Here is a 25592-nt window from a genome sequence, read left to right as displayed (position 1 = left end):
GTTATTAATATTTAATAGCCGCTGATGCAAAGGCCAGGCCTCCGCCGGAACCCACCAGCATAATCAGATCACCCTTCTTGATTTTACCTTTGCTGATGGCATCATGCAATGCCATAGGTATACATGCTGATCCCGTATAACCATACTTATCCATGATCTTATGTGCCTTTTCTCTACTTACTCCCAGGTTGTCCATCGTTTCATCAATAGAATTGAAATTAAGCTGTGTTACCAGAAATTGATTGATATCGTCCGGTTCAATGTCCATTTCACGGCACATTTTTACAATCATATCTGTCCATATTTCCGGATTAAGTTCTTTCGGGAATTTATGAACAAATTTCAACTTATGATCATTAGCAGCGATAACATCTTGATTAACAGGGTGCCTTGTGCCGCCGCTGTAGATGCCCATCCACTCATTGTATTCACCCTTGGTGTAGAGTTTAGAGGTAATAAACCCCTGTCCGTTGTTACTTTCTCTGGCGGAAAGGATGACTGCGCCGGCACCATCAGCAAATAGAGTAACGGTTTTTTTATCACGCATATTCAGGTGTTTGCTCATAGCATAACCGCCAACGATCAATATGTTATTGTATTGGCTGTCGGCCTGTATGTATTTGGCTGCAACGTCAAAAGCTGTTACAAATCCAGCGCAGGCAGTGTTTAGGTCAAAGGTTCCGGCTTTTTCCGCTCCAAGCCGATGTTGTAAAATGGCGGCTGTAGAGGGCGAAATAAACTCTGGAGTATCTGTTGCTACAATGATCAGGTCAAGATCGCTGGCATTTAGTTTTGAATTTTCAAGGGCTTCCAGAGCGGCGTGCTCACAGAGGTCCGCCACAGATTCCCCCTCTTCGCACCACCGCCGCTCATGGATATTTACATTTTGTTTCAGCCACGTATCAACATCTTCTTGTAGCAATTCATTGAAATAGGAATTCGGAATTTTTCTTGCAGGAGCAAAAGACCCTGTACCGGTAATTATTGCCTTTCTCATAAATTTCTTTTGTTTAAATAGTTACCGCACCATCTACACTGATTACCGCACCGCTGATGAATGCCGCTTCATCAGATGCCAGGAAAGCATAAGTATTAGCCACGTCTTCAGGTGTACCTAATCGTTTCAGAGGTGTTTTGTCAATCATCAGGTTGATAACCTTTTCAGGTATGGTTTTGACCATTTCTGTAGCTATAAAACCAGGAGCCACTGCATTAACAGTAATATTGTGCTTACCCAATTCCTTAGCAAGCGTTTTGGTCATACCGATAACTCCCGATTTGGTCGCAGCATAGTTTACCTGTCCAAAATTACCATAGAGGCCTACTACTGATGAAGTATTGATGATACGTCCATAGCTTTTATCGATCATGCGAGGGATTATTGATCGTGTACAGTTAAATACACCTGTAAGGTTTACATCTATCACCTGCTGCCACTCGCTGTAAGTGATCTTTTTGATAGTTGCATCACGCGTGATACCTGCATTGTTGATCAATACGTCAATTTTTCCAAATTTCTCTATGGTAGCACTGGTGGCCTGCTCCACTTCTTCCGGGTTGGTGGTGTTGACTTTCATGAAATCAACAATAGAGCCATTGTTTCTGGCCTCGGCGAGTGTTGATTGGCCTTGTTCTTTATTTACATCCCAAATGACAACAGTAGCGCCGTCGTTTAAAAATTTATTTACGGCAGACTTGCCAATACCGCTGGCACCACCGGTTATTACAATTACTTTATCTTTAAATCTTTTCATGAATACTGTTTTAACTTCTGAAGCCAAATTATCGGTTCATGATAGCAGACCGGTGGCAGTTTTTAAAATAGTATGGGTGGACTATTGAGGGGTTGTTGATTTTTGGTTTGTTAATTGTCTTATTTTCAATTGTTTAATTGTAAATATGGGGGTTGTGACTTTATGTATTTAATTCGTTGATGTGAATTGAAAAGTATTTTTTGGCTGCTGTTTTTGTTTAAAAGCTATGGGTGCAAATCGATAAAATCCGTTTTTGGCAGACCTTTTATATGACAGGAATCTTGATTTCTGGTGAGTGTTGTCATCTTTATTTGTGCTTCCGCTGGCGAACTTTGTTGAAAATAAAATTGGTCAACATTATGGTACTTAAAGTTCTGGAATTGCTTGCCAGCTCCAAAGTGAGTTGGGAAGATGCTGCACAACAAGCTGTACAACAGGCAGCAAAGTCACTTTATAATATACGTTCTATTTACATCAAAGATCATAGCGCTAAAGTTGTGGATAGCAAAATTGTGGAGTATCGCGTCAATGCACAGATTACTTTTGCCTTGGCGGATGCTGATGCTGATGCTGAATAGGTTAGTTTGAGCCAATGCCTAAGCACTTGCCCTAATTATATAGCGGAATAGTTCGGACCGTATATATAAATTTCTAACACAACATCATATGCTTTAAAACATCTTGGAAACCATGGATAAAACGCCCGATAAACCTATTCTGGTCAGAATAGCTGATAAACTAAAAGAAACTCAGCAAGAAGTGGATGAGTTGGTGCTTCAGTTCTCATTGGGTAAGGCGGAGGCCAGGGACAAGTTTGAGGAAATAAAAACGGAGCTAAAGCTAAAAGTTGCTGAGTTTAAGCAGTCAGCCTTTGTTCAACATTTGTCAACCATAACTTTAGACATTAAGCGAAGACTTGAAGTACTTGAGCAGCATCTCAATCTGGGGCAGGCGGATACATCTCTCGTATTCGAAGAACAAAAATCAAAAATAACGCATGCTATTGAGCAGTTGGAAGCGCAGCTAAAAAAGTTGCTACCAGAAGAAAGAGAATATTTTGAACAGGAACTTGAAAAGTTTAAGATCAAGCTTGAGATATTGAGGTTGTGGTTTTCTTTGAAGAAGATTGAGGTTAAAGCTTCATTCAAAGGGCATATGAAAGAGGCTCGCGAAAGGATAGATAAATTGGTGGAAAACGCAAGGAGTGCTTTTGCGTCAGATAAAGGCGATCAGCATAATTTTAAACATGAGATCGGCTTGGCGTATGACCATTTGAAGAAGGCGGTACATTCACTTACATAATATAATATCTGTAATAACCACTGGCCGGGAACTAGCACAGAGGGTTTTGATAAAAATAGATCTTCTATTGATCAGCCTGGCCATTTTTTAAAAAGCTCCTCCCATGATATGTATCATGCCGTCTCCTGACTAATATCACAGCGATCTTCGGGTTTGCTTCTCAATTTTATTATTGAGAAATTATGAGTTATGGCCGATCTGTTTTCAATTTTCAGGAAAAGCGAATTTCTGCAAGAAGTTGGGCATATAGCCAAATTTGCAGGAAGGTTTTTTAGCGAGGGGTTTCAGCCTCGGTATGAATTTCGCGAATTCATTCGTCAGTGCTATTGGGTTGGGTATAAATCATTACCCCTTGTAGGCATTACAGCCTTTATCATGGGGCTGGTACTTACCATTCAATCCAGGCCTACATTGGTTGAGTTTGGGGCAGAGTCTATGCTGCCTAGCATGGTGGCCATTTCCTTGGTTCGAGAAATATCCCCAGTGATCACGGCATTGATCTGTGCTGGTAAGATTGGATCCGGAATGGGTGCTGAACTGGGCTCTATGAGAGTAACGGAGCAAATAGATGCCATGGAGGTGTCAGGGACTAACCCTTTCAAGTATCTGATCGTAACCAGGATATTGGCAACTACTCTAATGCTGCCTGTACTTTCAAACCTTTCAAACGCCATTTCCCTATATGGTGGTTATTTGGGGGTAAACATTCGTGGTTCTGTGAGCTGGCATTTGTACTGGGCTCAGGTGTTTGATGCCTTAAGCTATGGTGACATGGTACCTTCAATCATTAAAACTTTCTTTTTTGGTTTTGCGATAGGCCTGATAGGTTGCTACAAAGGCTATTATTCTACGAAGGGAACTGAGGGTGTCGGGCGCTCTGCAAACTCTGCGGTTGTTGTGGCGTCACTTCTGGTTTTTATTATAGATCTGATTGCAGTTCAGATTACGGATCTTTTAAACCTCACGTGACCCATGGAAGCCAAAGCAGTTATAGAAATAGATAAATTGAATAAGTCATTTGGTGATAACCATGTACTGAGGGATTTTTCTATGAAGTTGTACAGAGGAGAAAACCTGGTGGTGCTTGGTAAGTCAGGGTCGGGTAAGTCTGTATTGATCAAATGCATTATCGGGCTGCTGTATCCGGAGAATGGCACTATCAAAGTACTTGGAGAGGACATTGGTAATTATGACCAGAAACAACTCGATAAAATGAGGGTAAAAGTTGGGTTTCTTTTTCAGAGTAATGCTTTGTATGATTCTATGACTGTTAGAGAGAATCTGGAATTTCCACTCAGGAGGCATTGGATGAAGGAAACCCAGGAGCGGTCTGAGGTAGATGGTTTGGTCATGGATGCTTTGACCGATGTAGGTCTGGCGCATACAGTGGATATGATGCCTTCAGAGCTGTCAGGAGGTATGAGAAAAAGGATCGCACTGGCGCGAACTCTTATTTTGAAGCCAGAAATAATTTTATATGATGAACCTACAACCGGACTGGACCCAATTACCGGAAGAGAGATCAGTGAACTTATCCTGAAGGTACAGGAGAAATATAATGCATCTTCGATAATCATTTCTCACGATATGAATTGTATTGGCATTACCTCAAACCGTGTAGTGATGCTTATTGAAGGGAAATGTTATGCAGAAGGTGAGTATGGCGAACTGAGTCAGTCGGAAGATGAGAAAGTTCGTAACTTTTTTATTTAGTGGTGGCAGTATAAAAGAAAGAAAAGATGAAAACGAAACCAATGGACAATACAAAGCTGGGACTCTTCGTGCTTGCAGGCCTGCTATTCCTGATCTTCTCACTTTATATGATTGGTCGCAACAGGAATCTGTTCGGCTCCACGTTTACCATACAGGCAAGTTTTCAAAATGTGAGTGGCCTGATGCCCGGCAATAACGTTAGGTTTTCCGGTATTGATGTGGGCACAGTCAGGGAGATAGCCATTGAAAGTGATACGTCAATACTGGTCACTATGGTTATTGACAAAGGGGCCAGGCGCTTTATTAAAAAGAATTCGGTGGCCTCAGTAGGCACTGATGGCCTTATGGGTAATCAGTTAATAAATATTAACTCTGTAAAAGAAGTGGCCGCGCCGGTGGAGGAAGGAGATAAGATTTATTCGAAAAAGCCCATAGAAACGGATGCGATGCTTCGGACACTTAATATTACGAATGATAATATTGCTGCTATAACCAATGACCTGAGAAAAATTACCCGTAAAATAAATAATAGCAATAGCCTGTGGCAGTTATTGTCAGATACACTTATTGCTAAAGACTTGAAGCAGGCAGCAGTTAATATCAGGTTGGCGGGAAAAAATGCATCTTATGCAGCATCTGAAGTTGCCGACCTGGCCAAAAGCATTAAACAAGGGCAGGGGTTGGCAGGTGCACTTATTTCGGATACGGTCCTTGTTTCGAACTTAAAAGGTAGTTTGGCTGATATTCATAAGGCTAGCCAGGAAACTGCCAAGGCGGCAAATGACCTGGGTGATTTGCTTAAAAATGTGAAGGAGGGTGGGGGTACAGTAGGAGCATTGCTTTCTGATACGCTCGTACTACATAAACTAAATAATAGCCTCGAAAATATTGAAGAAGGTACCGCACGCTTTAGTGAAAATATGGAAGCTATGAAACATAACTTCCTGTTTCGTAGGTATTTCAAAAAGCAGGAAAAGGCTAAAAGGAAAAGTGGCGATGAGTAAATAAGCAGGCAGGATCTCAATAGCCCAAAGATTGATTAATTCTGAGGTACAGTTTGCCTCGAAGAGAGAAGTTAGTATGGAGTTTAACAAAAGAGCTTTAAAACTCCGGTTTGTAAACTAGATTAATCCTGGCTCTTTTCAAACTTACCCGTTTTCCTTTCCACTTTGATTCTGTAAACTATTGGCTTCTTCACTTTCTCTACTACCTGAGGGATTGTAGTTGGTGGATGTGGATGGGTTGTTTCACTGGTTATCAGGGGAATAAACCGGTCATTTAGAGCCTGTAGACCTTTTTTGTGCTCTGCCGGATCTGTTAACTCCTCATAGGTGCCCCATAGGATCACACAGCGCCAGTTGGCCAGATTATCCATAGACTCAACTTCAAAGCACACTTTTTTATTAGTGCGCATCATTTCAATTTTTCTTCCTTCTTTTGAGTGAGCATAAATATACTGGCCATCATAGACATATGTTATAGGCACAACAAACACCTCACCATCTGCATAGCATCCGATCCGACCTATAGTCTGGCTATATAGCACGTAGTCGATTTGTTTGTCTGTTAGGTTACCTAGCATTTTTTATGGTTTATTGTTATATTCTTCCGCTTTAGTGTTCACGTCAATTACAGCAATTTGTGACAGATTGCTGTGCGTTTGTTTTTCCCAACCCAGTACTTCTTCAAGTAGAGTTGAGGCTGTGTCCAGTTCTAGCTCCCATGAAAATACAAGCGCTGTTTCATACCCAGCCATTTTGTAGAAATTGATGCTTTTCAGGCAAGAGATTAGCATAACGTCTTTCATTTCACCATGTATTGTTGCTTTAAGGACTTGTTTCAGGTTATTGATCAACGCATCAATGACTTTGTCCTTGCTGCTGCCCGGTTCTTTCATGAGGTAGCTATAAACGCGGTCTAGCTTAAGCTGCTTGTAGCTGCAGCTTTCTGCGTATTCTTCCAGTTCCTTTTTTAGTACGGGTGAATTTGCCTGTTCAATACAGAGCTGAATTGCAATTTTTAATTTCTTTTCTGCGTTATAAAGCTCATCCAGTTTATAAGCTAACGCCTCAGTAAGGTTTGTAATGGCTGTGTTCATCGTAATTTTAATTTTATATAAAATTAATAGTCATGAACTCAGATGACGATGACAAACCTGCATGCACTTTAATGATAAATGTCATAATTTGAAAAAGCAGTTAGTGAAATATTGAAGCTTAAGGGCAGAATTTACGCAGCATGTTCAGGTTTTGGCGGATATTATGAGCTTTTATTAGCTTATCGGCAAGAACTGGTTAATCGTTACTTAACCTTCTTTTTGATCCATACTTTAGCAGAAAAGGAAGTGCAAACACAAAAAGCAATACGAATGGCCACCATTGTCCTTCTGCAATATTGTAGTTATAGAGGACTTCTTCCAGCGGCTGCTGGAATACCCATAGCCCTAAAATAAACTCAAAAAGTACTGTAAGTAGTACCCAAATGGCTCCATGCTTGAGGGTAATAAGTATACTAGACAGGTTGAGTTTACCGCGAATAATGACACCATAAATCAGAAGTAGTAGCATTAATGTGAGGGCTGAAACCTGGTGCGCAAGGGGCTCCCCCAGGGATTCACCGTAAATAGCGCCTCGAGCAATCCCGTTGATCATGCCTAAGGCCGGCATGGGGAGCCAATAAACTATGATCTTTTTCATCTTCTTTCCATTAAAATTCCGGTAAAAACTCAAATTCATGCGCCTGGTTAGCAGTTAACTTCAGGTAGGCTAGTGCGCGCAATTGCGATTTTTTAGCTGAAAGTATTTCTCGTTGTACATTCATTAATGTAGATGTCTCTACCTCTGACAGTTTTTTGCCTTTGAGCTCTTCTATGATTAGGAGATTCTGATCGTTGTAGTGAACAAATGCTGCTTTCATGACTGTCGTAAGTTCTTCAAAGAGTAGAGCGTGATCATCTATGGCCATTAAACGTTGAAATGAAGCATCAAATTCGAGCCAACTTTTCTTTATTTGATTGTAATGTTCATAAAGTGTGTCATTTGCTGTATTCCCAAACTCTTTAAGGTCATGATGGATATCCTTGAGTGATTTGGCAGCATGTATATTATTACGTACAGCCGTAATGTATTTATTCAGCAGATCGTATTGCTCAGTAACCAGATCTTCTGATTGTAGTATGGCATAATATTCCAATATGTCACCTTCGGTTTGCTTAAGCTTGCCATACATCTCTTCATCAGATATTCTGCTTTGAGCTAATGATTTCAGGTGGCTGAAAAAATGTTCACCGGATGGTCTGGAACTACCGGCTACAGCCAGTTTCAGGAATTCTAAATTTTTTTTAGAAAGATTTTCTGCTTCATGGTACATGGCATCAATTGCCAGTTCGGGAACTACGGGTAGGTTCTGAGTAATAAATGACACTTCATCACCATCACTAGCTTTAAACATATACTCCAGCCATTTGGCAAACCAGTGGATGAAGGGCATGAACATAATGATTGAGAGCAGGTTGATTGTGGTTTGAAATGCTACAAGGGCTAACAAGGGATCAGTGATGAGAATGATGTCACGAATAAAAATAATAAGCCAGGGCAATAGAAGGAATGCGATAATGCTTGTAGCTACATTAAAGAAGAAGTTGCTCCAGGCTACACGCTTTTTATCAGCCGATCCGCGTACACCGCTGAGCACTATTTTTATGGTAGTGCCCAATTCTGAACCTATAACTACAGCAGCAGCCATATTTAGGTCTAGTACACCTGTATACAATGCTGTGAGCGTAATGGCCACAGTTGCAGAACTTGATTGTATCAAGGTGGTAATGATAAAGCCTATCAACACAAATATCAGTGAACCATAATGAGCATACTGCCCTAGATCTACACCTTCAACTATGATCTCAGCGCCAGCTTTCATGAAGCTAAGCCCTAGAAACAGCAACCCTAAGGAAAGAAACAGTTTGGCGCTATGGTACAGCTGCTTTTGTTTGTGAAGGAAGAACATTGCTATGGCCGATATGGCGATCACTGGAAGGGAGTAGCTTTCAATATCTAACTTAAAACCTACTGTAGCAACAATCCAGCTGCTTAGTGTGGTACCGACATTTGCACCCAATATAACACCCAACGCATTTTTAAATGAGATGATGCCACTCTCCACAAAAGCCAGTACTAAAAGTGATACAACGGAACTGCTCTGTAGCAAACCAGTGATCAATGCTCCTCCAGTTACCGATGTGAATAGTCGTTGAGTATACCTTCTTAGAAATAGCTTGAACGAGCGCCCCGCCAGTTTCTTCAATACATTCTCCAACATGTCCATGCCATAGAGGAAAAGACCCACCCCGGCAAGAAATCTCCAGATTTCGATCATAGCAGTGTTGTTCAAAAGACAAGGAAAGGTAGAATAAGCCGGATGAAATAAACATGATATAAATCATGGGGATGATTGACGCGGCTCATACTGGGAAAATATGTATTGGACTAATTTTATTAACCTGACTGAAAAGGTGAGATTCGTTGAATTATAATTCCCATAGTTATGAAAAACATTCTTGTGCCTATCGATTTTTCTCCCTTCTCTTATAACGCAGCTAAAAAAGCCGTATTTATAGCTGAAAAGACTAATTCCACTGTCTATCTCCTTCATGTTGTGCAAGCACCATCAGACTGGAACAACATTTCTGTACAGGCAAAAGAGGAGTTTCCTGAAATTGAATCCCGTGTGGTTGAAGCAGAAATGAAATTGGAGAAGTTTTTAGCTGATGCTCTGTTTGAAAATTGTAAGGTAAAGACCTATGTGCAGGGAGGTGTCATTTATGAGGTTATTGTGGAGTTTGCCAAAGATCGAAAAATAGACTTGATCTCAATCGGTGCACATGGAGCAGATGAGACTAAAGAGCTATTTGTAGGCTCTATCACACAGCGTGTTATCCGAATGGCTAACTGTCCTGTGCTGTCTGTGAAGAAAAACTCTAAAATGCAGTCTGTTGACAGGATATTATTTCTTTCAGATTTCGAAGAGGATATCTCCTCTGCTATTGAGACCATCACCGAGCTGGCGGAGGTCATTGGTGCCAAGGTGGACCTCCTTTATGTAAATACACCGGCCAACTTCACGGATACTGCTACTGCGGAAGCCAGGATGGAAAAGTATATCCCTGAAAAGTCAAATGTGAACTTTAGATCATTCATCTACAATGATTTTGATAAAGATAAAGGGATGCTCGCTTTTATGAAACGGAACAAACCTGATCTCATAACTATGATTACCCACGCTCGTAAGGGCAAGCCCGCATATCTGTTAAGTGTAACGGATACCATGGTCTTTCATGCGGATATCCCCGTACTCAGTATGGTGTTAAGAAAATAAATACCCATATCAGGGATATTCATTTCAATAAGTTGAAGGTATAAATGATCTAACCTATCATCTCGGTTATTAGATGTTTCCAGATAACAAGGGCTGCAGTTTCCAGTATTATACAATCAGAATAAGTCAGGTTCTATGTAGTAAGGGATGGCATGGCTTCGGAATTTGCAATTTCAAAGTCCGTTAAACAAAAGTTTAATGATAAATCAATCAAGTAAGAGAGAGAATCACTGCCCCTTTTTTGCTTCAGCGTATTTTTTGAAGTTATCCAATATAGCTTGCCAGCCGTTTCTTTGCATTTCTACAGAATTTGTGTCTTCAGCTTCAAAAGTTTCAGTCACTTTTGTTTTTGCATCTTCCTCACTAAATAAAACACTCACTTTTCTCTCATCATCCATCGTGTATTTGATCACCTCATATGATTTCACTTCACTGTATACTCCCCCGAAGTCAAAACCCATGCTGCCATCTTTAGCTTCCATGCGTGAAGTAAATCTACCTCCAACACGAAGGTCATTGGTTGCCGATGGAGTATGCCAATCATCTGATGCGCTATTCCACTTTGTGATATCATCAGGTGAAGTCCAGAGTTTCCATACTTTTTCTACCGGAGCATTTACCATTGCTTCTACTGTGATGTTGCTTTTTTCTGTTATTGACATGGTGTGTTTTTTAAGTTTAAAATTATTGCCTTTGATATTACAAACATAGCATGTGTATTGTAAAGACAACTTGTATAAAAACGGCAAATCGAGGGGTTGTTTACGCCAGTGGGAAAAATTAACCAAGGGAGTTTAATAAAGAAAAACCAACTGTTTATAGAGAACGAGTACTGATCCGTTTGAAAATGATAGAAGATAATTTAAGGATGCTACGCCAAACTAAACTTTTTGGAATTGGTATAGCATCCTGCTTTCACTATTTGTAGTTCTTTCTACCCCGCTTTTTAGTAGTAGGTGTAGATGGCCTTACCGAAGAAGGTCTTGAACGGTTAAAGGAAGATCTTTCCCATGTGCTTTGATGCTGTTCCCTCGCCCTGTTAAGTTCTATGGAGCGGGAAGAAGGTTGTATTATCCTGATACTTTGGTTTGCTCTGGATTTAACCTGGTTGCTTTGGCGAGATTTAACCGTTTTCGTTGTTCCGGATAGGTAAGGGTAACGACTGCTGTTTTCTCGCAGGTACTTATCTCTTGAAATAGGCTCTTTTGTACGACTTTCAGATCGCTGACGGTAACTTTCTTCAAAGTATCCATACTCCCTGATCTTTTCTCTACGGAGCGCATTATTATCCTCATTGATGATGTCATCCAGCATATGGTCCCTGCTGACTCTTCTATACTCATCTATAGATAAATCAAGACTACTACTTCTTGCGGTACCTACGCCAGACCGCCCACGGTAATATCTGATAATGTAATCAGAAAGGTGTGGATAGCGGTAGTAGTGTATCGGGTATTGAAAATACCAGTAGAAGTAATAATAAGAAGGAAGACCAAAAAGAAGTATAGAGCTTTGCGGACCGTAATAATAGCCCCAGTGATACCAGTATGGGTAGCGATACCAATATACATGAGGAAACCATGTCGGATAGCCAAACCAGAATGGGTAGGGGTAATAGTCATAGTAAATATAAACATCAGTTTTTACTTCCTTCTTTGTTTCTTTTTCCTCTTTTGGTGCAGGGTTGGGGTACATAGGGTCATAAATTTCATCATAGCCATTCTCTCCTTTAAATTCTTTTGATGCAGCCTCGAACTCTGTTAATGCCTTAGGATCTTCTTGCAGGCCTTTTTTCCAGGCCTCAGCATCTTCCATATGTTTTTTAGATACTGCCAGTTGCAGAGAGTCGGCTTTTGCTCTTACATAGTTTGGGTCGTTTTTATAATAGTCACCTACAATCACTGCTAGGTCGATATGCTCAACCATTACATGAAGTACTTCAGGAAACTTAAGCAGCAACTTTACCTTTTCACGGGTTGCGGGTTGGTAGTCTTCTAATAGCAATTCCAGCGTTGCGTTGGCTTCTCGGTTGATGGTTGCAATTTTTTGCAGAGTTTGTAGGCGACTGACGCCATAATTCAGCGCGATTTCGTGTATGTCGGAAGGGTAGTCTTCCAGGATTTTTTTTATTTCACTTCGAGTTTTCTGGCCGCCATCAACAATTTTTTCTACCAGGCCAGGGTAGCGCATCAGTTCCCAATAATTTTGTTGTACCTGTTGTGGTTGGTATTGGATCAATTCATGGAAAGAATCTCTTGTCTTGGCCTGTATGGCGCCTATTTTTACCAATATCTCAGGGTAAAGGCATACATCTAAAATAGCTTCACGTATATCATCCGGATAAAGCGCAAGAGCTTCTAGTTCTTCACGACTGTCATGGATCAGGTCTTTAAAGTTATAGTGAGGCTTGTCTTGGGCGTCAGCCGTAAAAGCTATGAATAACAGTAGCAAAAAGGCAATGTTTTTGATATGAGTTGACATTATATTTCCTGTTTGTATTTGTCTCAATTTCCAGATTTATAATAATAAGGTCAATGAGAGCTATCAGGGAATAAGCGTGATATTGATCATCGATAACTGAAACCCGTTGGATTTTTTTAAGATGCACATAGTCAGGTGTATTTAGGTGGTTTGTAGGCTGGGAGGGCTGCTATAGGAGAGAAGGAAAAGTTACAAAACTCTAAATCCGTTAGTACTCTATTGTGCTTTGAAGGTTTGACAGGGCTTACTTCGTCATACCTACTCGCAATGGCGATACTTTCATGCTGAGAGTTCTTCATACAGATTAAACACAATCATCGCTGATCGTCAGAAATCTAACAACTCTTATCCCTTAATAACTATTTCTTGCTAAATAAATATATTTATGCTAACTTAATATAGTTATGCATATTCCTCAATGTCCAAAATGTGGTTCCCAGAAAGTTATTAAGAGCGGTGTGGTCAACAACCGACAGCGCTTTCACTGTAAAAAATGCTCCTATTACTTTACAGTTAATAAAATAGGAAAGAAGATTGATGATTATTACGTCATCAAGGCATTGCAGCTATACCTTGAAGGGGTTAGTCTCAGGGAGATTGAAAGGTTGCTTGGGGTAAGCCATGTCTCTGTTATGAACTGGGTGAGAAAGTACAACATTAAAGCGCCGGAGCGCTACGACTATAGGCCTACCTACAAAATACTCAACCATCAGGAACTTCAGGATTTTATCTCAAATCCGGCTAATATGGGTGGATCTGGTATGCTGATTACCGAATTGGGAGATAAATTTATGCTGATTAAGTGGGAGCGATTTAAAGATTAACTATACTAATTAGCAAAACTATATCCCTGTTTACACTTTTGCTCTTAAAAATCTCAAAATTAATCTTCAATGAAATTTTAGGCGGCCGTCTTTAACCCTTACTAAAACGAAACTAAAATTTCACTCCATATGAAAAAGATTAATTACCAAATCTTCTATGGCATGCTATTATCCTTACTCTTACCAATAATGGCATTTGCACAGGAAGAAGACAAGAAAGAGATTGATCACTCTTATAAACCTATGACCCTTAAACTGGATGAGAGTGGTCAAAAATACATCCGGTTTATTACTTGGCACCAGATATGGGCTGAAGATGGCAATCTTGATGATGATAGCCGTGGTTTTACCATGCGTATGAGAAGATCACGCTTTTTAGCTTATGCACAAATTTCTCCCAGGTTTCTGATTTTGACCCACTTTGGTCTTAACTCACTAACCGGTAGCAATGCTGACCCTATTGGTGATGCCCGGGCTAGTGACGGTCCGCAACTGTTTTTGCATGGTGCATGGACAGAGTTTAAAGTTTCAACTGACGAGTCGCTGTACGTAGGTGCAGGTCTACATTATTGGAATGGTTTAAGCAGGCTTACCAGTGCTAGTACACTAAACTTTATGACCTTGGATAATTACCGGCAGGCCTGGGCCCAGCTTGGTCTTTCTGATCAATTTGCCCGCCATCTGGGAGTTTATGCTAAAGGTCGCTTTGGAGCACTTAATTACTCTCTGGCTATGAACGAACCTATAGTGAATGCACTGGGGTCTACTGATCAGCCAGCTCCTAATACGGTTACCTATTCTGGAAGACAAGTACTGGGCAAAGATGCGGGCATGATCATAACCGGGTACCTTGACTATCAGTTTATCGACCAGGAGTCAAACAAGCTGCCTTATCGTGTAGGTACATACATGGGAAAGAAAACGGTTTTCAATATTGGAGCAGGGTTCTTTAACCATGCGGATGGCACCGTTACTGCTGATGCAGCCGGTAATCTTTCAGGTAATGATGTGACGCATTTTTCAGTTGATGCATTTTATGATGCGCCCATGGGCGAAGGTGCCATTAATGCTTATGCAGCATACTATAATTTTGATTATGGCAAGAATTATAACCTGGGTACCACCTATGGCACAGGGTCATCGGTGTATGGGCATGTAGGCTATCTTTTTCCGGAATTTTCGGAAAAATTCAGATTAATGCCTTATTTGGCTTACAGTACACGTGATTTTGAAGCTTTCGAAGAAGCAGGTAATACGTTCCAATTGGGAGCAAACTTCTTCCTCAATGGTCATAGTGCCAAGATTACAGTTGAGTATAACTCTACATTATCTAACTATACAGGAGCAGAACCTGACCGTGTGAATGGTTTGGTGCTCCAAACACATATTTTCCTTTAAAATTTAAACCTATGAACAAAGAAAGAATGAAGGCATATTGGCAGCGCAACCTCCTTTACCTTGTGGTGCTGCTGATTATTTGGTTTTTAGTATCCTACGGAGCAGGAATATTATTCGCTGATGCACTCAATAGTATCAAAATCGGGGGATTTCCTCTTGGCTTCTGGTTTGCCCAGCAAGGCTCCATTTATGTGTTCGTCATTTTGATTTTCGTATATGTATCGCTGATGAACAAACTGGATAAAAAATTTGATGTAGACGAAAAATAATTAGAATCATGGATGTACAAACCTGGACATATATTATCGTGGGGGTGACCTTCGCGATTTACATTGGAATAGCAATCTGGTCAAGGGCCGGTTCTACAAAAGATTTTTACGTTGCGGGTGGTGGAGTACCACCACTGGCTAATGGTATGGCAACAGCGGCAGATTGGATGTCAGCAGCCTCGTTTATCTCTATGGCAGGTATTATTTCATTTGCCGGCTACGATGGAGCGGTTTACCTCATGGGATGGACGGGAGGTTATGTGCTACTGGCATTACTTCTCGCGCCGTATTTAAGAAAATTCGGAAAATTCACCGTTCCTGATTTTATCGGTGACCGATATTATTCTAATACAGCCAGAACGGTAGCTGTTGTGTGTGCGCTCTTTGTGTCGTTTACCTACGTGGCGGGGCAAATGAGAGGTGTTGGTGTTGTATTCAGCCGATTCCTTGAAGTGGATATTAATAGTGGTGTTTACATTGGTATGTTTATAGTATTTATTTATGCTGTATTGGGAGGGATGAAAGGTATTACCTACACTCAGGTGGCACAATATGTCATTCTCATCTTTGCCTTTATGGTGCCAGCTATTTTTATTTCCATTCAGCTTACCAATAACCCTATTCCACAGCTGGGTTTCGGTGGTACTATTAATGGCAGTGAGACTTACCTGCTTGACAAGCTAAATGGTTTGCATGAAGAGCTTGGATTTGCTGCTTATACCAATGGTAATAAGGCATTGATAGATGTGTTCTTTATCACCTTTGCACTTATGGTGGGTACTGCAGGACTACCTCACGTAATTGTAAGGTTCTTTACCGTACCTAAAGTGAGTGATGCAAGGATCTCCGCAGGCTATGCGTTGGTATTTATAGCTATTTTATATACCACTGCACCGGCAGTAGCGGCATTTGCCCGTACCAATCTTATCCAAACGGTAAGTAACGAAGAATATGCTTCTATGCCAGGGTGGTTCAACAACTGGGAAAAAACCGGTCTACTCAGCTTTACGGATAAGAACAACGATGGGATTATTCAATATGTGGCAGATGCAGAAACCAATGAGCTTGTAATAGACAGAGATATCATGGTGTTGGCTAACCCTGAAATTGCCAATCTGCCCAACTGGGTTGTTGCCCTGGTGGCAGCAGGAGGATTGGCTGCGGCTCTATCTACAGCAGCAGGCTTGCTATTGGTAATCTCAACATCGGTGTCACATGACCTGATCAAAAAGCAATTTGCACCAGACATCTCTGATGCCAAGGAGCTATGGGTTGCCAGGGGATCGGCCGTGATAGCTGTGATTATTGCGGGGTATTTCGGTATCAACCCACCGGGCTTTGTCGCGGCTGTAGTAGCCTTGGCTTTTGGGTTAGCGGCAGCTTCCTTCTTCCCAGCCATTATTCTGGGCATATTCTATCAGCGAATGAACAAGGAAGGTGCTATTGCGGGAATGATCTCAGGATTAGGCATCACTTTGCTATATATGCTGATATTTAAATTTAACCTGTTTGGAGAAACAACTTCGGCTGACTGGTGGTTTGGTGTAAGCCCTGAAGGTTTTGGCACCATCGGCATGCTGATAAATTTTGCGGTGTCCTTTGCTGTTAGCAGTGCCACAAAAGCACCACCTCAAGAGGTACAGGAAATGGTGGATAACATTAGGTTCCCCAGAGGTGCAGGAGAGGCTCATAACCATTAATTTCAGGATTATGAAACTCAATAAAAATATAACAATACTCTTCATAAGTATTTACGGAACCCTTACCTTGATAGGCAGATTCTATTTTGAATCTGCCTACAATGTAGGCTTTTTGGCCTCGGTAGGCGTGGGTGCGTTGTCGCTGGCGCTGTTATGGGGCTTGTTTAAGATCGGGTTTCTTACTTTAAAAGAGTAAAATATGAAAGGAAAAGCAACATCGGTACTTGTTATCATGTTTGTGTTATTTTTTCTATTGTTCCATTACCCGTTAATAGAAATATTTAACATCAGGCAAGCCGTCTCAGGGGTACCCATGTTGCTTTTTTATTTTCTGACTGTCTGGTTATTGCTCATCATTTTATCATTCTGGATCAGTAATAAGCACCTGAAGGATCGGGAAGATGGAAATTAAGTGGCTGGTAATCATATTATCTTTCATATACCTTGTTCTACTGTTTTTAATAGCAGCTTGGGCTGAAAAAAATGCCGAGAAACGTTGGCTGAAATCACCTTATATCTATGCCTTGTCTATGGCCGTATATTGTACCGCATGGACTTATTATGGTAGTGTAGGACGGGCTTCTAATCAGGGGTTGGACTTCCTGACCACATATGTCGGCCCTATTTTGATCGCCCCTGTTTTCTGGATTGTTCTCAGAAAGATCATCAGGATCAGTAAGATTCACCGCATTACCAATTTGGCTGATTTTATTACATCCAGGTATGGGAAGAGGGCCTCTTTAGGGGCTTTCGTAACAGTGTTTTGTCTGTTAGGGATACTTCCCTATATATCTATTCAGATCAAGGCTATCTCAAACAGTTTTTCCATATTGACCAATGAGCAAATGTCTAATACGGCATCACTCAGGTTCTTTCAGGATACCGCCTTTTATATTACCATTGTCCTTGCCGCGTTCACCATAATTTTTGGGGTTAGGAACATTGATGCCAATCAAAAGAATATTGGACTGATTACAACCATTGCGTTCGAATCAACCTTTAAGCTGGTGGCCTTTTTGGCCGTAGGCATTTTTGTTACCTACGGCATATTCGATGGTTTTGATGATGTATTTACTGCGGCAACGGTTCTTCCTGACTATGAGCGACTGACTACGATCAACAAGAGTGAATATGGTGATTGGATGTGGCTGAATATGTTGTCAGCCATGGCATTCCTTTTCTTGCCGAGGCAGTTTCACGTAGCAGTAAAAGAAAACAGAGATGAAAGTCACCTGAAGAAAACTATGTGGCTTTTTCCTCTCTACTTGCTCTGTATCAACGTGTTTGTGTTGCCCATTGCATTAGGAGGAAAAATGATCTTCGCCGGGCAGCCCATTGATGCGGACACTTATGTGCTGGCTATTCCGTTGGCATATGACAGGCAGTTTATGGCTATTTTCATTTACCTCGGAGGTTTTTCTGCAGCTACCAGTATGATCATAGTATCTACTTCAGCATTAAGTATCATGATCAGTAACCATATCATTACGCCGACGATTATTAAGAGCAGAAGATTGTCACGGCCATTTGAAGGCAAACTCAACCTGGTGGTACTAAGGGGAAGACAGTATATGATCCTCTTGATGCTACTGCTGGCATACCTGTACTTTAAATATGTAGGAGAGCAGTTTTCTTTGGTGTCTATTGGTTTGATTTCGTTTGTCGCCGTGGCTCAGTTTACACCTGCCATAATTGGAGGTATATTCTGGAAAACAGGTAATAGCAAAGGAGCGTTCAGTGGATTGATCGTAGGGTTTATCATCTGGTTTTATACACTGGTTATTCCTACCATCGTAAATACCGGTGTTATTCCCACAGATTTTGCTGTTAAAGGCCTCTTCGGTCTCTCATGGCTTAGCCCGCAGGAATTCCTGGGACTTTCATCCATGAGCTATATTGTCCGGGGGCTTTTCTGGAGTCTGATGTTCAATTTGTTTACCTATCTGATTGTTTCAGTGATCTCGAAAAGGTCTTCGCAGGAAATCAATCAGGCTGAGATCTTTGTCGATATTTTCAAGTACTCTTCTTCTTATGAAAGTTCGGTGGTATGGAAGGGAAAGGCCTTCCTGGCAGATATTAAAAACCTGCTCGCTCAGTTTCTGGGGGTTGAACGTACCGAAAGGGCTTTCAAAAGGTTTATGTATAGAAATGATATCAATGAAGAGTTACTTGAGGCCGATTACAGAACGGTAAATTATGCCGAAAACCTGCTTTCAGGAGTGGTAGGCTCAACTTCTGCGCGTGTGTTGATTTCTTCGGTGGTTAAAGAGGAAAAGGCAGTAGATATATCGGAGGTGTTTGGCATACTTAGGGAGTCTCAACAGTATATTTCTGATAATAAGGAGCTTACTATAAAATCCAGGCAGCTGCAGGAGGCTACGGAAAAACTTAAGCAAGCCAATGAAAAACTCAGGCAGCTCGATCAACTGAAGGATGAGTTTATCTCAACAGTTACCCATGAAATGCGCACACCCATTACCTCTATTAGAGCACTATCGGAGATACTGCATGACAATAGTGACCTGAGTCAGAAAGAGCGTGCCCAGTTCCTGTCTATTATAGTGGAGGAAACTCAGCGTATGGAGCGGTTGATTAATCAAGTGCTGGATCTCGAAAAAATGGAGAGTGGCCAGTTGGAGTTGCCACTTTATACCCTGAACCTCAATGATGTGGTCAGGGAATCGCTTAACTCCATAAAGCAACATGTCTTGGGTAGAAAAATTAGTTTAAAGACTAGGTTGAGCCCAGAATTGCCGTCAATTAGAGGAAATAAAGATAGGTTGACCCAAGTTATTCTCAATCTTGTATCAAATGCTATCAAGTTTTGTGACCAGGAAGCCGGAGAAATTACTATTTTAACGACTGAAGATAGCGGATCGGTTGAGCTGATGGTCATGGATAATGGCCCAGGCGTACCGGAAGAGAGTAAGGAACTTATTTTTCAGGCCTTCTATCAGGATAAAAACCAGACACTTAAAAAACAAGAGGGTAGTGGACTAGGCTTAACCATCTGTCAAAAAATAATTGAAAAACACGGAGGGAAAATATGGGTAAAGAACGATGGGTCGAATGGGGCCATATTTACCTTTAGTATTCCTGGAATAATGCAGTTAAATGAAGAAAGTACTAATAGTAGATGATGAGCCAAATATCATTATGTCATTAGAGTTTTTGATGAAGAAGAATGGTTATGAAGTGTTTATAGCAAGAGACGGTGCAGAGGCACTTGTAACCGTTGATAATGAAGAACCAGACATTGTGGTGTTGGATATTATGATGCCTCAGGTAGATGGTTATGAGGTGTGCAGTTACATTAAAAAAAACAAACAGTTGGAAGCCAAAGTAATATTCTTATCTGCGAAGGGTAAGGAAAAGGATATTTTGAAAGGGTATGAAGCAGGAGCGGATTTTTATATGACAAAACCTTTTTCTACAAAAAAACTAGTGGATAAAGTCAATGAACTGGCAGGCTGATTAAATTTGAAAAATTTGAAATTATGAGTAATAAAATACAAACCCTTAGCGGATATATTCATGAGTATGCAAAAAGTGTTCAGGATCCTGAGCATTTCTGGGCCAGGATAGCGGATTCATTTCACTGGCAAAAAAGGTGGGATCAGGTAGTGGATTGGAACTTTGAGGAACCAGATGTGAAGTGGTTTACCAATGCAAAATTGAATATCACTGAAAATATTTTTGAACGCCACCTTTATACTTTGGGAGACAAACCGGCTATTATCTGGGAACCTAATGACCCTAGTGAAGAGGTAAGAACGATCAGCTACAAAGAGCTTTATGGGTTGGTTTGCCAATTTTCCAATGTTCTGAAGGCAAAAGGTATATCTAAAGGAGACAGAGTAATTATTTATATGCCGATGGTGCCCGAGGCCGCAGTAGCTATGCTGGCCTGTGCCAGGATAGGAGCAGTGCATTCTGTTGTTTTTGCAGGCTTTTCAGCAACGTCATTAGCGGACCGTATTAATGACTGTAAGGCGAAAATGGTACTTACTTCGGATGGTAATTTCCGTGGAGCCAAGAAAATTGCCGTTAAAGATGTAGTAGATGAGGCAGTAGAGCAAACGGAAAGCATAGAGAAAGTCATAGTGCTCAAGAGAACAGGTCAGGAGGTGAGTATGAAATCAGGTAGAGATATCTGGTGGCATGAAGCCATTGATGGCGTAAGCACTGAAAACCAGGCAGAGATCGTAGACTCAGAAGATATGCTTTTTATTCTTTATACTTCTGGCTCTACCGGCAAACCTAAAGGAGTAGTTCATACATGTGGAGGTTACATGGTGTATACCACCTATACTTTCCAAAATGTTTTTCAGTACTCTCAGGGAGATATTTATTGGTGTACGGCTGATGTTGGCTGGATTACCGGTCATAGCTATATAGTATATGGTCCATTGCTTGCAGGAGCCACTACTTTAATGTTTGAAGGTGTGCCGACTTATCCCGATGCAGGACGGTTCTGGGCTATTTGTGATAAACATAAAGTAAACCAGTTTTATACTGCACCTACTGCTATTAGGGCGCTTCAGGCCTATGGTACTGAGCCGATAGAGCCATATAAACTTGATTCACTTCAGGTGATAGGCACTGTGGGTGAGCCCATTAATGAGGAAGCCTGGCATTGGTACCATGATCATATAGGAAAGGGAAGATGCCCGATAGTAGATACCTGGTGGCAGACGGAGACCGGTGGCGTCATGATTTCGCCAATAGCAGGCGTTACGCCTACGAAACCGTCATATGCCACGTTACCTTTACCAGGTATACAACTGGCGATACTTGATAATGACGGTAAGGAGTTAATCGGTAATAGCGTTGAAGGGAATCTTTGCGTGAAATTCCCCTGGCCGTCCATGTTGAGGACTACTTATGGTGATCATGAAAGGTGTAGACAGACCTATTTCTCATCATTTAAGGGCTATTATTTTACTGGTGACGGTGTGAAGCGGGATGAGGATGGCTATTACAGGATATTAGGCCGGGTAGATGATGTGATCAACGTTTCTGGTCATAGAATGGGAACTGCTGAAGTGGAGAATGCTATAAATGAGCATCCGAAAGTAATAGAATCTGCTGTGGTAGGATATCCGCATGATATTAAAGGGCAGGGTATTTATGCTTATGTCATCTGTGATATGGAAGGCCGTTCTGAATCTAATCTGATTGAAGAGATCAGGCAGACCGTGACAAAAATTATAGGACCCATTGCCAAGCCAGACAAAATACAGATCGTTCCGGGGCTACCCAAAACAAGATCGGGTAAGATCATGCGGAGGATATTGAGAAAAATAGCCACTGGAGAGACCTCCAGTATGGGTGATACTTCAACACTACTTAATCCTGAGGTGGTTGAGGAGATCATTTCGGGTGCTCAATAAGTAACTCTTGAATTAATCCCGGAGAGATGGCAGGAAATGTTATTGCTTCACGAATAGCGGACTTTCTGAAAAAGTATCCTCCTTTTACAGCGCTGTCAAAGGAGGAGCTTTACACCATTTCTGTAGAAGTGGTAGTCAACCATTTTGAACCGGGTGATTATGTTTTCAGGCAGGGGGAAGAAGGGAAAGGTTATCTTTTTGTGGTTAAAGAAGGAGCTATTCATCTGGAAAGGCAGGAAGCAGATGCCGTGGTGTTGGTGGATATATGTGATGAAGGAGATCTTTTTGGCGTACGCGCCATGCTGAGTGGTAAGCCCTATGTTTTTCATGGCAGAAGTGCTGAAGAAAGTCTTATATACGCTATTCCTATAGCATATTTTAAACCCCTGATGGAAAGCCATAGCCAGATAGCTATGTTCTTTGCCGCAGGGCTTGCCGGTGGGCAGGCCAATGTACTGGATGCCAACGTAGCGAAAAGGATTCCCTACCAGGATTCAGGGGCACTGCTTAATTGGAACCGACCATTAGAGAAAACCCACGGAGCACTGGTGTGGATGTCGCCAGATGAGTCCATCAAGCAGGTAGCCATAACTATGAGTGATAAAAGGATTGGGTCAATGGTCTTACGTCATTCCACTGGTGATATTGCGGGCATTGTTACCGATACTGACTTTCGTGAAAAGGTAAGTACCGGCAAGGTGAGCATTGAAGCTCCGGTGAAGGAGATCATGTCAGGAGAAGTTATCACCATGCCCTTGGGGCAACCTCTTTCCAGCTATTTGCTAAAGATGTTGCGCTATAAGATCAGACATATATGCATTACTGCTGATAGAGAACCTGTTGGTATGCTCAGCGAGCGTGATCTGATGGCTGCGCATCAGAACCACCCGGTTACATTAGTGTACGCTATGGAAGAGGCTGCCACTTTTCAAAGGTTAATCGATTTGCGCAATCAGGCCGATGATCTGATCCGTTTTTATCTGGAACAGCAGGTATCCATAAGTTTAACAGCATCATTAACCACACACATCAATGATGTGATCATCCACCGTGTTATTGACATGGCTCTTCAGGAAATGCAGGAAAATTCAGGGCCTCAACCTGTTGGTTTTTCTTGGGTCTGTCTTGGTAGTGAAGGGCGTTCCGAACAACTTATTCGTACGGATCAGGATAATGCGATTATTTATGAAGACGTAGAGGGCAGTACAGCCGATAAAGAAAAGGTACAGCAGTATTTTCTGGAATTGGCAGGCAAGGTGAACCAAATGCTGGCAGAAGCAGGGTTTGAATATTGCCCGGCAGATATGATGGCAGGTAACCCGAAATGGTGCCAACCTTTAAGTGAGTGGAAGAAATATTTCTCAGGGTGGATCAGGCAACCCCAGGAAAAGGCACTGATGCTCTCAACCATTTTTTTTGATTATAGGAGGGTTTATGGCTCTGAAGTCTTAATTACCCAGTTGAAAGACCACTTAAAAAAGGAAATCAATGAAGAAAGGATCTTTCTTAATTTCCTGGCAAAAAATGCACTAAAAAATCCGCCACCATTAAGCTTCTTTAAAAACTTTGTGGTAGAGAGGTCGGGGGAACATCAGCATGAGTTTGACATTAAGGCACGGGCCATGATGCCGTTGGTAGATATTGCGAGGGTGTTGTCGCTGGAAACAGGACAACTGGATGAAATGAATACGGTAGCCCGTTACCATCTTTTGGCAAAGGAAGAGCCCAAAAGGCAGGAGTTGTATCATGCTGCGGCTGATTCATATGAGTACCTGATGAGGATCAGGGCACTCAATGGTTTTATTCACCATGATTCAGGAAGATTCATAACTATTGAGAGCCTGGGAAAGCTGGACAGGCAAATTTTAAGGAATACCTTTGAGCCCATTTACCAACTACAGCAAATGTTAGAATTGCGCTATCAGCTTAGTTACTTTAATTAATGAACCTGCTCTCAAAAATATTTGGTAATAATTCAGGGAAGGACCTTCCTGCTTTTGCCAGGTCATATCTTGATAGCTGTCGCAATATTGATCAAAGCTCATTGCTGGAAAATATCCGGTTTGTGGTTTTTGATACTGAAACTACTTCACTTGATGCCAAAACGGCCAGGTTACTTTCTATTAGTGCAGTAAGTTGTACCCACAATAAAATAGAAGTTAGTTCGGCCTTGGACTGCTATGTGGCCTGGGCTGATGAAAGTCGACCTGAAAATATTGCCATCCATGGTATAACCAAGCGTCAAAGTAACGCCGGTTTGCAACCCGAAGAGGTAATAGAGGTTTTTCTTAACTACATTAAAGGTGCGGTACTGGTGGCCCAACACATTGATTTTGATGTTGCCATTGTCAACAAAGTATTGCATAAATATTACCCAGGCCTGAAGATTAAAAATTACTTGCTTGATACTGCCCAACTGGCCATCAGGTTGGAACAACCTCGCATGAGTAGTGCAGGTATTAATCCGAAGGATTATACCCTTGATGCCCTGTTGGATAGATATGGAATAGAACCTCTGGAACGCCATACCGCTTTGGGTGATGCCTACTCAACAGCAGAATTACTGATCCGGTTGCTTCCTAAATTGAGGAAACGGGGATTGAAGAAGTTGGGGGATTTTTTGAAGCGATAATCCATATTTGCAATTGACAGAGGACTTACTAACTATCTGAGGCAGGTTTTTGAATTAATCTTTGAACATCCTACGGGGCATTTTGAAAAAAATAAGAGGTGGAAATCGGCTATTTCCAGAGATTCTATACAATATGATTTGTTAAGGAACATAACACATGACGCCCTGATATTTAGAGGACGGTCCAGAGGTATGAATCTGCAAATTGCAGTTAATCCGGATACAGGAGATATTAATGAAGCTTTGCTTACTAATATTAAACAGTACAAAAGGTCACATTCAGGCAACAAAATTTACGGTCACATCAATGTTACAAAATCGATAGAGACATTGGTGAGTAATGCTTCTTTGGATAGTTCACAGCTTATTGCGTATTATCAGTTACAAGATTCAATAACTGTAGCCGGGAAGTAATAGTTGAATGAGGTTAAAAGTCAAAATGCGCTATTCATACATAATAAATAACCCAGCCTGCATTACAGACTGGGTGAGAAACTTAACCATTGCACATGTTTTCCCACTGTGTGCAGCCACCTCGGGTACCTAGAGCCCACTCTACATCTATGGGGTAGCCTTCTACGGGTACGCAGGCACCTCCTGAAAGACCACCTTTGATAGTTTGTGAGTTGTTACTATCATTAACAGCGGTTACAAAACTTTTCACCTTAAGTTGATTTAAACTTAACTTTTTCATTTTTAATTGGGTTTTTAATGGTGCCTACTCATAAAGCTTTTCGGCTTACGCTTGATTTG

The 25592-nt window shown here is 41.4% G+C and carries 27 protein-coding genes; 18 read left to right on the top strand and 9 right to left on the bottom strand.

All coding sequences use genetic code 11. From position 1 onward, the window contains the following. Positions 1 to 4: 4 nt before the first annotated feature. Positions 5 to 997, bottom strand: coding sequence for a 3-oxoacyl-ACP synthase III family protein (locus tag JMN32_RS10025; RefSeq protein ID WP_202856183.1), 993 nt, complete (start codon positions 995 to 997; stop codon positions 5 to 7). A gap of 13 nt (positions 998 to 1010) precedes the next feature. Further along, complete coding sequence (fabG, locus tag JMN32_RS10020; protein WP_202856182.1) at positions 1011 to 1754, bottom strand: 3-oxoacyl-ACP reductase FabG; 744 nt, start codon at positions 1752 to 1754, stop codon at positions 1011 to 1013. Between the two features lie 359 nt (positions 1755 to 2113). Here fabG and JMN32_RS10015 point away from each other — a divergent pair, with 359 nt between their 5' ends. The 5 genes from JMN32_RS10015 (at position 2114) to JMN32_RS09995 (ending at position 5773) form a co-directional block, all read left to right on the top strand. Beyond that, a complete protein-coding gene (locus JMN32_RS10015) occupies positions 2114 to 2332 on the top strand; it encodes a dodecin family protein (protein WP_202856181.1) in 219 nt (72 codons plus the stop codon). A 112-nt stretch (positions 2333 to 2444) separates the two neighbouring features. Further along, the gene (locus tag JMN32_RS10010; RefSeq protein ID WP_202856180.1) at positions 2445 to 3056 is read left to right on the top strand and encodes a hypothetical protein; all 612 of its coding nucleotides are present in this window, start codon (positions 2445 to 2447) and stop codon (positions 3054 to 3056) included. Positions 3057 to 3245: 189 nt separating this feature from the next. Continuing rightward, positions 3246 to 4025 (top strand): MlaE family ABC transporter permease, encoded by a 780-nt coding sequence (locus tag JMN32_RS10005; protein WP_202856179.1) that lies wholly within the window; start codon positions 3246 to 3248, stop codon positions 4023 to 4025. A 3-nt stretch (positions 4026 to 4028) separates the two neighbouring features. Continuing rightward, positions 4029 to 4769: an ABC transporter ATP-binding protein gene (locus JMN32_RS10000; protein ID WP_202856178.1), complete on the top strand. Its 741-nt coding sequence runs from the start codon at positions 4029 to 4031 to the stop codon at positions 4767 to 4769. A gap of 26 nt (positions 4770 to 4795) precedes the next feature. Further along, positions 4796 to 5773 (top strand): MlaD family protein, encoded by a 978-nt coding sequence (locus tag JMN32_RS09995; protein ID WP_202856177.1) that lies wholly within the window; start codon positions 4796 to 4798, stop codon positions 5771 to 5773. A gap of 122 nt (positions 5774 to 5895) precedes the next feature. On the opposite strand, the gene JMN32_RS09990 is transcribed toward JMN32_RS09995, so the two are convergent. From JMN32_RS09990 to JMN32_RS09975, 4 genes are all read right to left on the bottom strand, one after another. Next, on the bottom strand, positions 5896 to 6351 hold the full coding sequence (locus JMN32_RS09990) for a pyridoxamine 5'-phosphate oxidase family protein (protein ID WP_202856176.1): 456 nt from the start codon (positions 6349 to 6351) through the stop codon (positions 5896 to 5898). Positions 6352 to 6354: 3 nt separating this feature from the next. Next, positions 6355 to 6867, bottom strand: a complete 513-nt coding sequence (locus tag JMN32_RS09985) for a YciE/YciF ferroxidase family protein (protein ID WP_202856175.1) — start codon at positions 6865 to 6867, stop codon at positions 6355 to 6357. Positions 6868 to 7063: 196 nt separating this feature from the next. Next, positions 7064 to 7465 (bottom strand): hypothetical protein, encoded by a 402-nt coding sequence (locus JMN32_RS09980; RefSeq protein WP_202856174.1) that lies wholly within the window; start codon positions 7463 to 7465, stop codon positions 7064 to 7066. A gap of 10 nt (positions 7466 to 7475) precedes the next feature. After that, positions 7476 to 9143 (bottom strand): Na/Pi cotransporter family protein, encoded by a 1668-nt coding sequence (locus JMN32_RS09975; RefSeq protein ID WP_202856173.1) that lies wholly within the window; start codon positions 9141 to 9143, stop codon positions 7476 to 7478. 168 nt (positions 9144 to 9311) lie between these two features. Here JMN32_RS09975 and JMN32_RS09970 point away from each other — a divergent pair, with 168 nt between their 5' ends. Further along, the gene (locus JMN32_RS09970; protein WP_202856172.1) at positions 9312 to 10142 is read left to right on the top strand and encodes a universal stress protein; all 831 of its coding nucleotides are present in this window, start codon (positions 9312 to 9314) and stop codon (positions 10140 to 10142) included. 227 nt (positions 10143 to 10369) lie between these two features. Here the strand turns inward: JMN32_RS09970 and JMN32_RS09965 are convergent, their stop codons facing one another. Together JMN32_RS09965 and JMN32_RS09960 are read right to left on the bottom strand one after the other, a co-directional pair. Continuing rightward, a complete protein-coding gene (locus JMN32_RS09965) occupies positions 10370 to 10804 on the bottom strand; it encodes an SRPBCC family protein (RefSeq protein ID WP_202856171.1) in 435 nt (144 codons plus the stop codon). 256 nt (positions 10805 to 11060) lie between these two features. After that, positions 11061 to 12623, bottom strand: a complete 1563-nt coding sequence (locus JMN32_RS09960) for a hypothetical protein (protein WP_202856170.1) — start codon at positions 12621 to 12623, stop codon at positions 11061 to 11063. 404 nt (positions 12624 to 13027) lie between these two features. On the opposite strand from JMN32_RS09960, the gene JMN32_RS09955 reads away from it, so the two are divergent. The 12 genes from JMN32_RS09955 (at position 13028) to JMN32_RS09900 (ending at position 25253) form a co-directional block, all read left to right on the top strand. After that, positions 13028 to 13447: an IS1/IS1595 family N-terminal zinc-binding domain-containing protein gene (locus JMN32_RS09955; RefSeq protein ID WP_202856169.1), complete on the top strand. Its 420-nt coding sequence runs from the start codon at positions 13028 to 13030 to the stop codon at positions 13445 to 13447. A 129-nt stretch (positions 13448 to 13576) separates the two neighbouring features. After that, entirely contained in the window at positions 13577 to 14845 is a 1269-nt protein-coding gene (locus JMN32_RS09950; protein WP_202856168.1) for a porin, read from the top strand. An 11-nt stretch (positions 14846 to 14856) separates the two neighbouring features. Continuing rightward, on the top strand, positions 14857 to 15114 hold the full coding sequence (locus JMN32_RS09945; protein WP_202856167.1) for a DUF4212 domain-containing protein: 258 nt from the start codon (positions 14857 to 14859) through the stop codon (positions 15112 to 15114). Between the two features lie 8 nt (positions 15115 to 15122). Beyond that, the gene (locus tag JMN32_RS09940) at positions 15123 to 16814 is read left to right on the top strand and encodes a sodium:solute symporter family protein (protein ID WP_202856166.1); all 1692 of its coding nucleotides are present in this window, start codon (positions 15123 to 15125) and stop codon (positions 16812 to 16814) included. 10 nt (positions 16815 to 16824) lie between these two features. Continuing rightward, positions 16825 to 17010, top strand: coding sequence for a hypothetical protein (locus JMN32_RS09935; protein WP_202856165.1), 186 nt, complete (start codon positions 16825 to 16827; stop codon positions 17008 to 17010). A 3-nt stretch (positions 17011 to 17013) separates the two neighbouring features. After that, positions 17014 to 17226 carry a hypothetical protein gene (locus JMN32_RS09930; protein WP_202856164.1) on the top strand — a complete coding sequence of 71 codons (213 nt, stop codon included), beginning with the start codon at positions 17014 to 17016 and terminating at the stop codon, positions 17224 to 17226. Next, positions 17216 to 19954, top strand: coding sequence for a sensor histidine kinase (locus JMN32_RS09925; protein WP_202856163.1), 2739 nt, complete (start codon positions 17216 to 17218; stop codon positions 19952 to 19954). Before JMN32_RS09930 ends, JMN32_RS09925 begins: the two co-directional genes overlap by 11 nt. After that, on the top strand, positions 19929 to 20288 hold the full coding sequence (locus tag JMN32_RS09920) for a response regulator transcription factor (protein ID WP_202856162.1): 360 nt from the start codon (positions 19929 to 19931) through the stop codon (positions 20286 to 20288). The genes JMN32_RS09925 and JMN32_RS09920 overlap by 26 nt, the downstream gene beginning before the upstream one ends. Before the next feature lie 23 nt (positions 20289 to 20311). After that, on the top strand, positions 20312 to 22207 hold the full coding sequence (gene acs, locus JMN32_RS09915; protein WP_202856161.1) for an acetate--CoA ligase: 1896 nt from the start codon (positions 20312 to 20314) through the stop codon (positions 22205 to 22207). Positions 22208 to 22233: 26 nt separating this feature from the next. Further along, positions 22234 to 24150: a DUF294 nucleotidyltransferase-like domain-containing protein gene (locus JMN32_RS09910; RefSeq protein ID WP_202856160.1), complete on the top strand. Its 1917-nt coding sequence runs from the start codon at positions 22234 to 22236 to the stop codon at positions 24148 to 24150. Next, positions 24150 to 24839, top strand: coding sequence for a 3'-5' exonuclease (locus tag JMN32_RS09905; protein ID WP_202856159.1), 690 nt, complete (start codon positions 24150 to 24152; stop codon positions 24837 to 24839). The genes JMN32_RS09910 and JMN32_RS09905 overlap by 1 nt, the downstream gene beginning before the upstream one ends. A 138-nt stretch (positions 24840 to 24977) precedes the next feature. Then, positions 24978 to 25253, top strand: a complete 276-nt coding sequence (locus tag JMN32_RS09900; protein ID WP_202856158.1) for a hypothetical protein — start codon at positions 24978 to 24980, stop codon at positions 25251 to 25253. An 82-nt stretch (positions 25254 to 25335) separates the two neighbouring features. On the opposite strand, the gene JMN32_RS09895 is transcribed toward JMN32_RS09900, so the two are convergent. Then, positions 25336 to 25533, bottom strand: coding sequence for a pinensin family lanthipeptide (locus tag JMN32_RS09895; protein WP_202856157.1), 198 nt, complete (start codon positions 25531 to 25533; stop codon positions 25336 to 25338). Between the last annotated feature and the right edge of the window lie 59 nt (positions 25534 to 25592).

Origin of the sequence: Fulvivirga marina, from assembly GCF_016775155.1 — a bacterium.
In the GTDB taxonomy this organism is placed as follows: Bacteria; Bacteroidota; Bacteroidia; order Cytophagales; family Cyclobacteriaceae; genus Fulvivirga; species Fulvivirga marina.
Note: the sequence above shows the minus strand (reverse complement) of the source record. Positions and strands in the feature narration are given on the sequence as shown.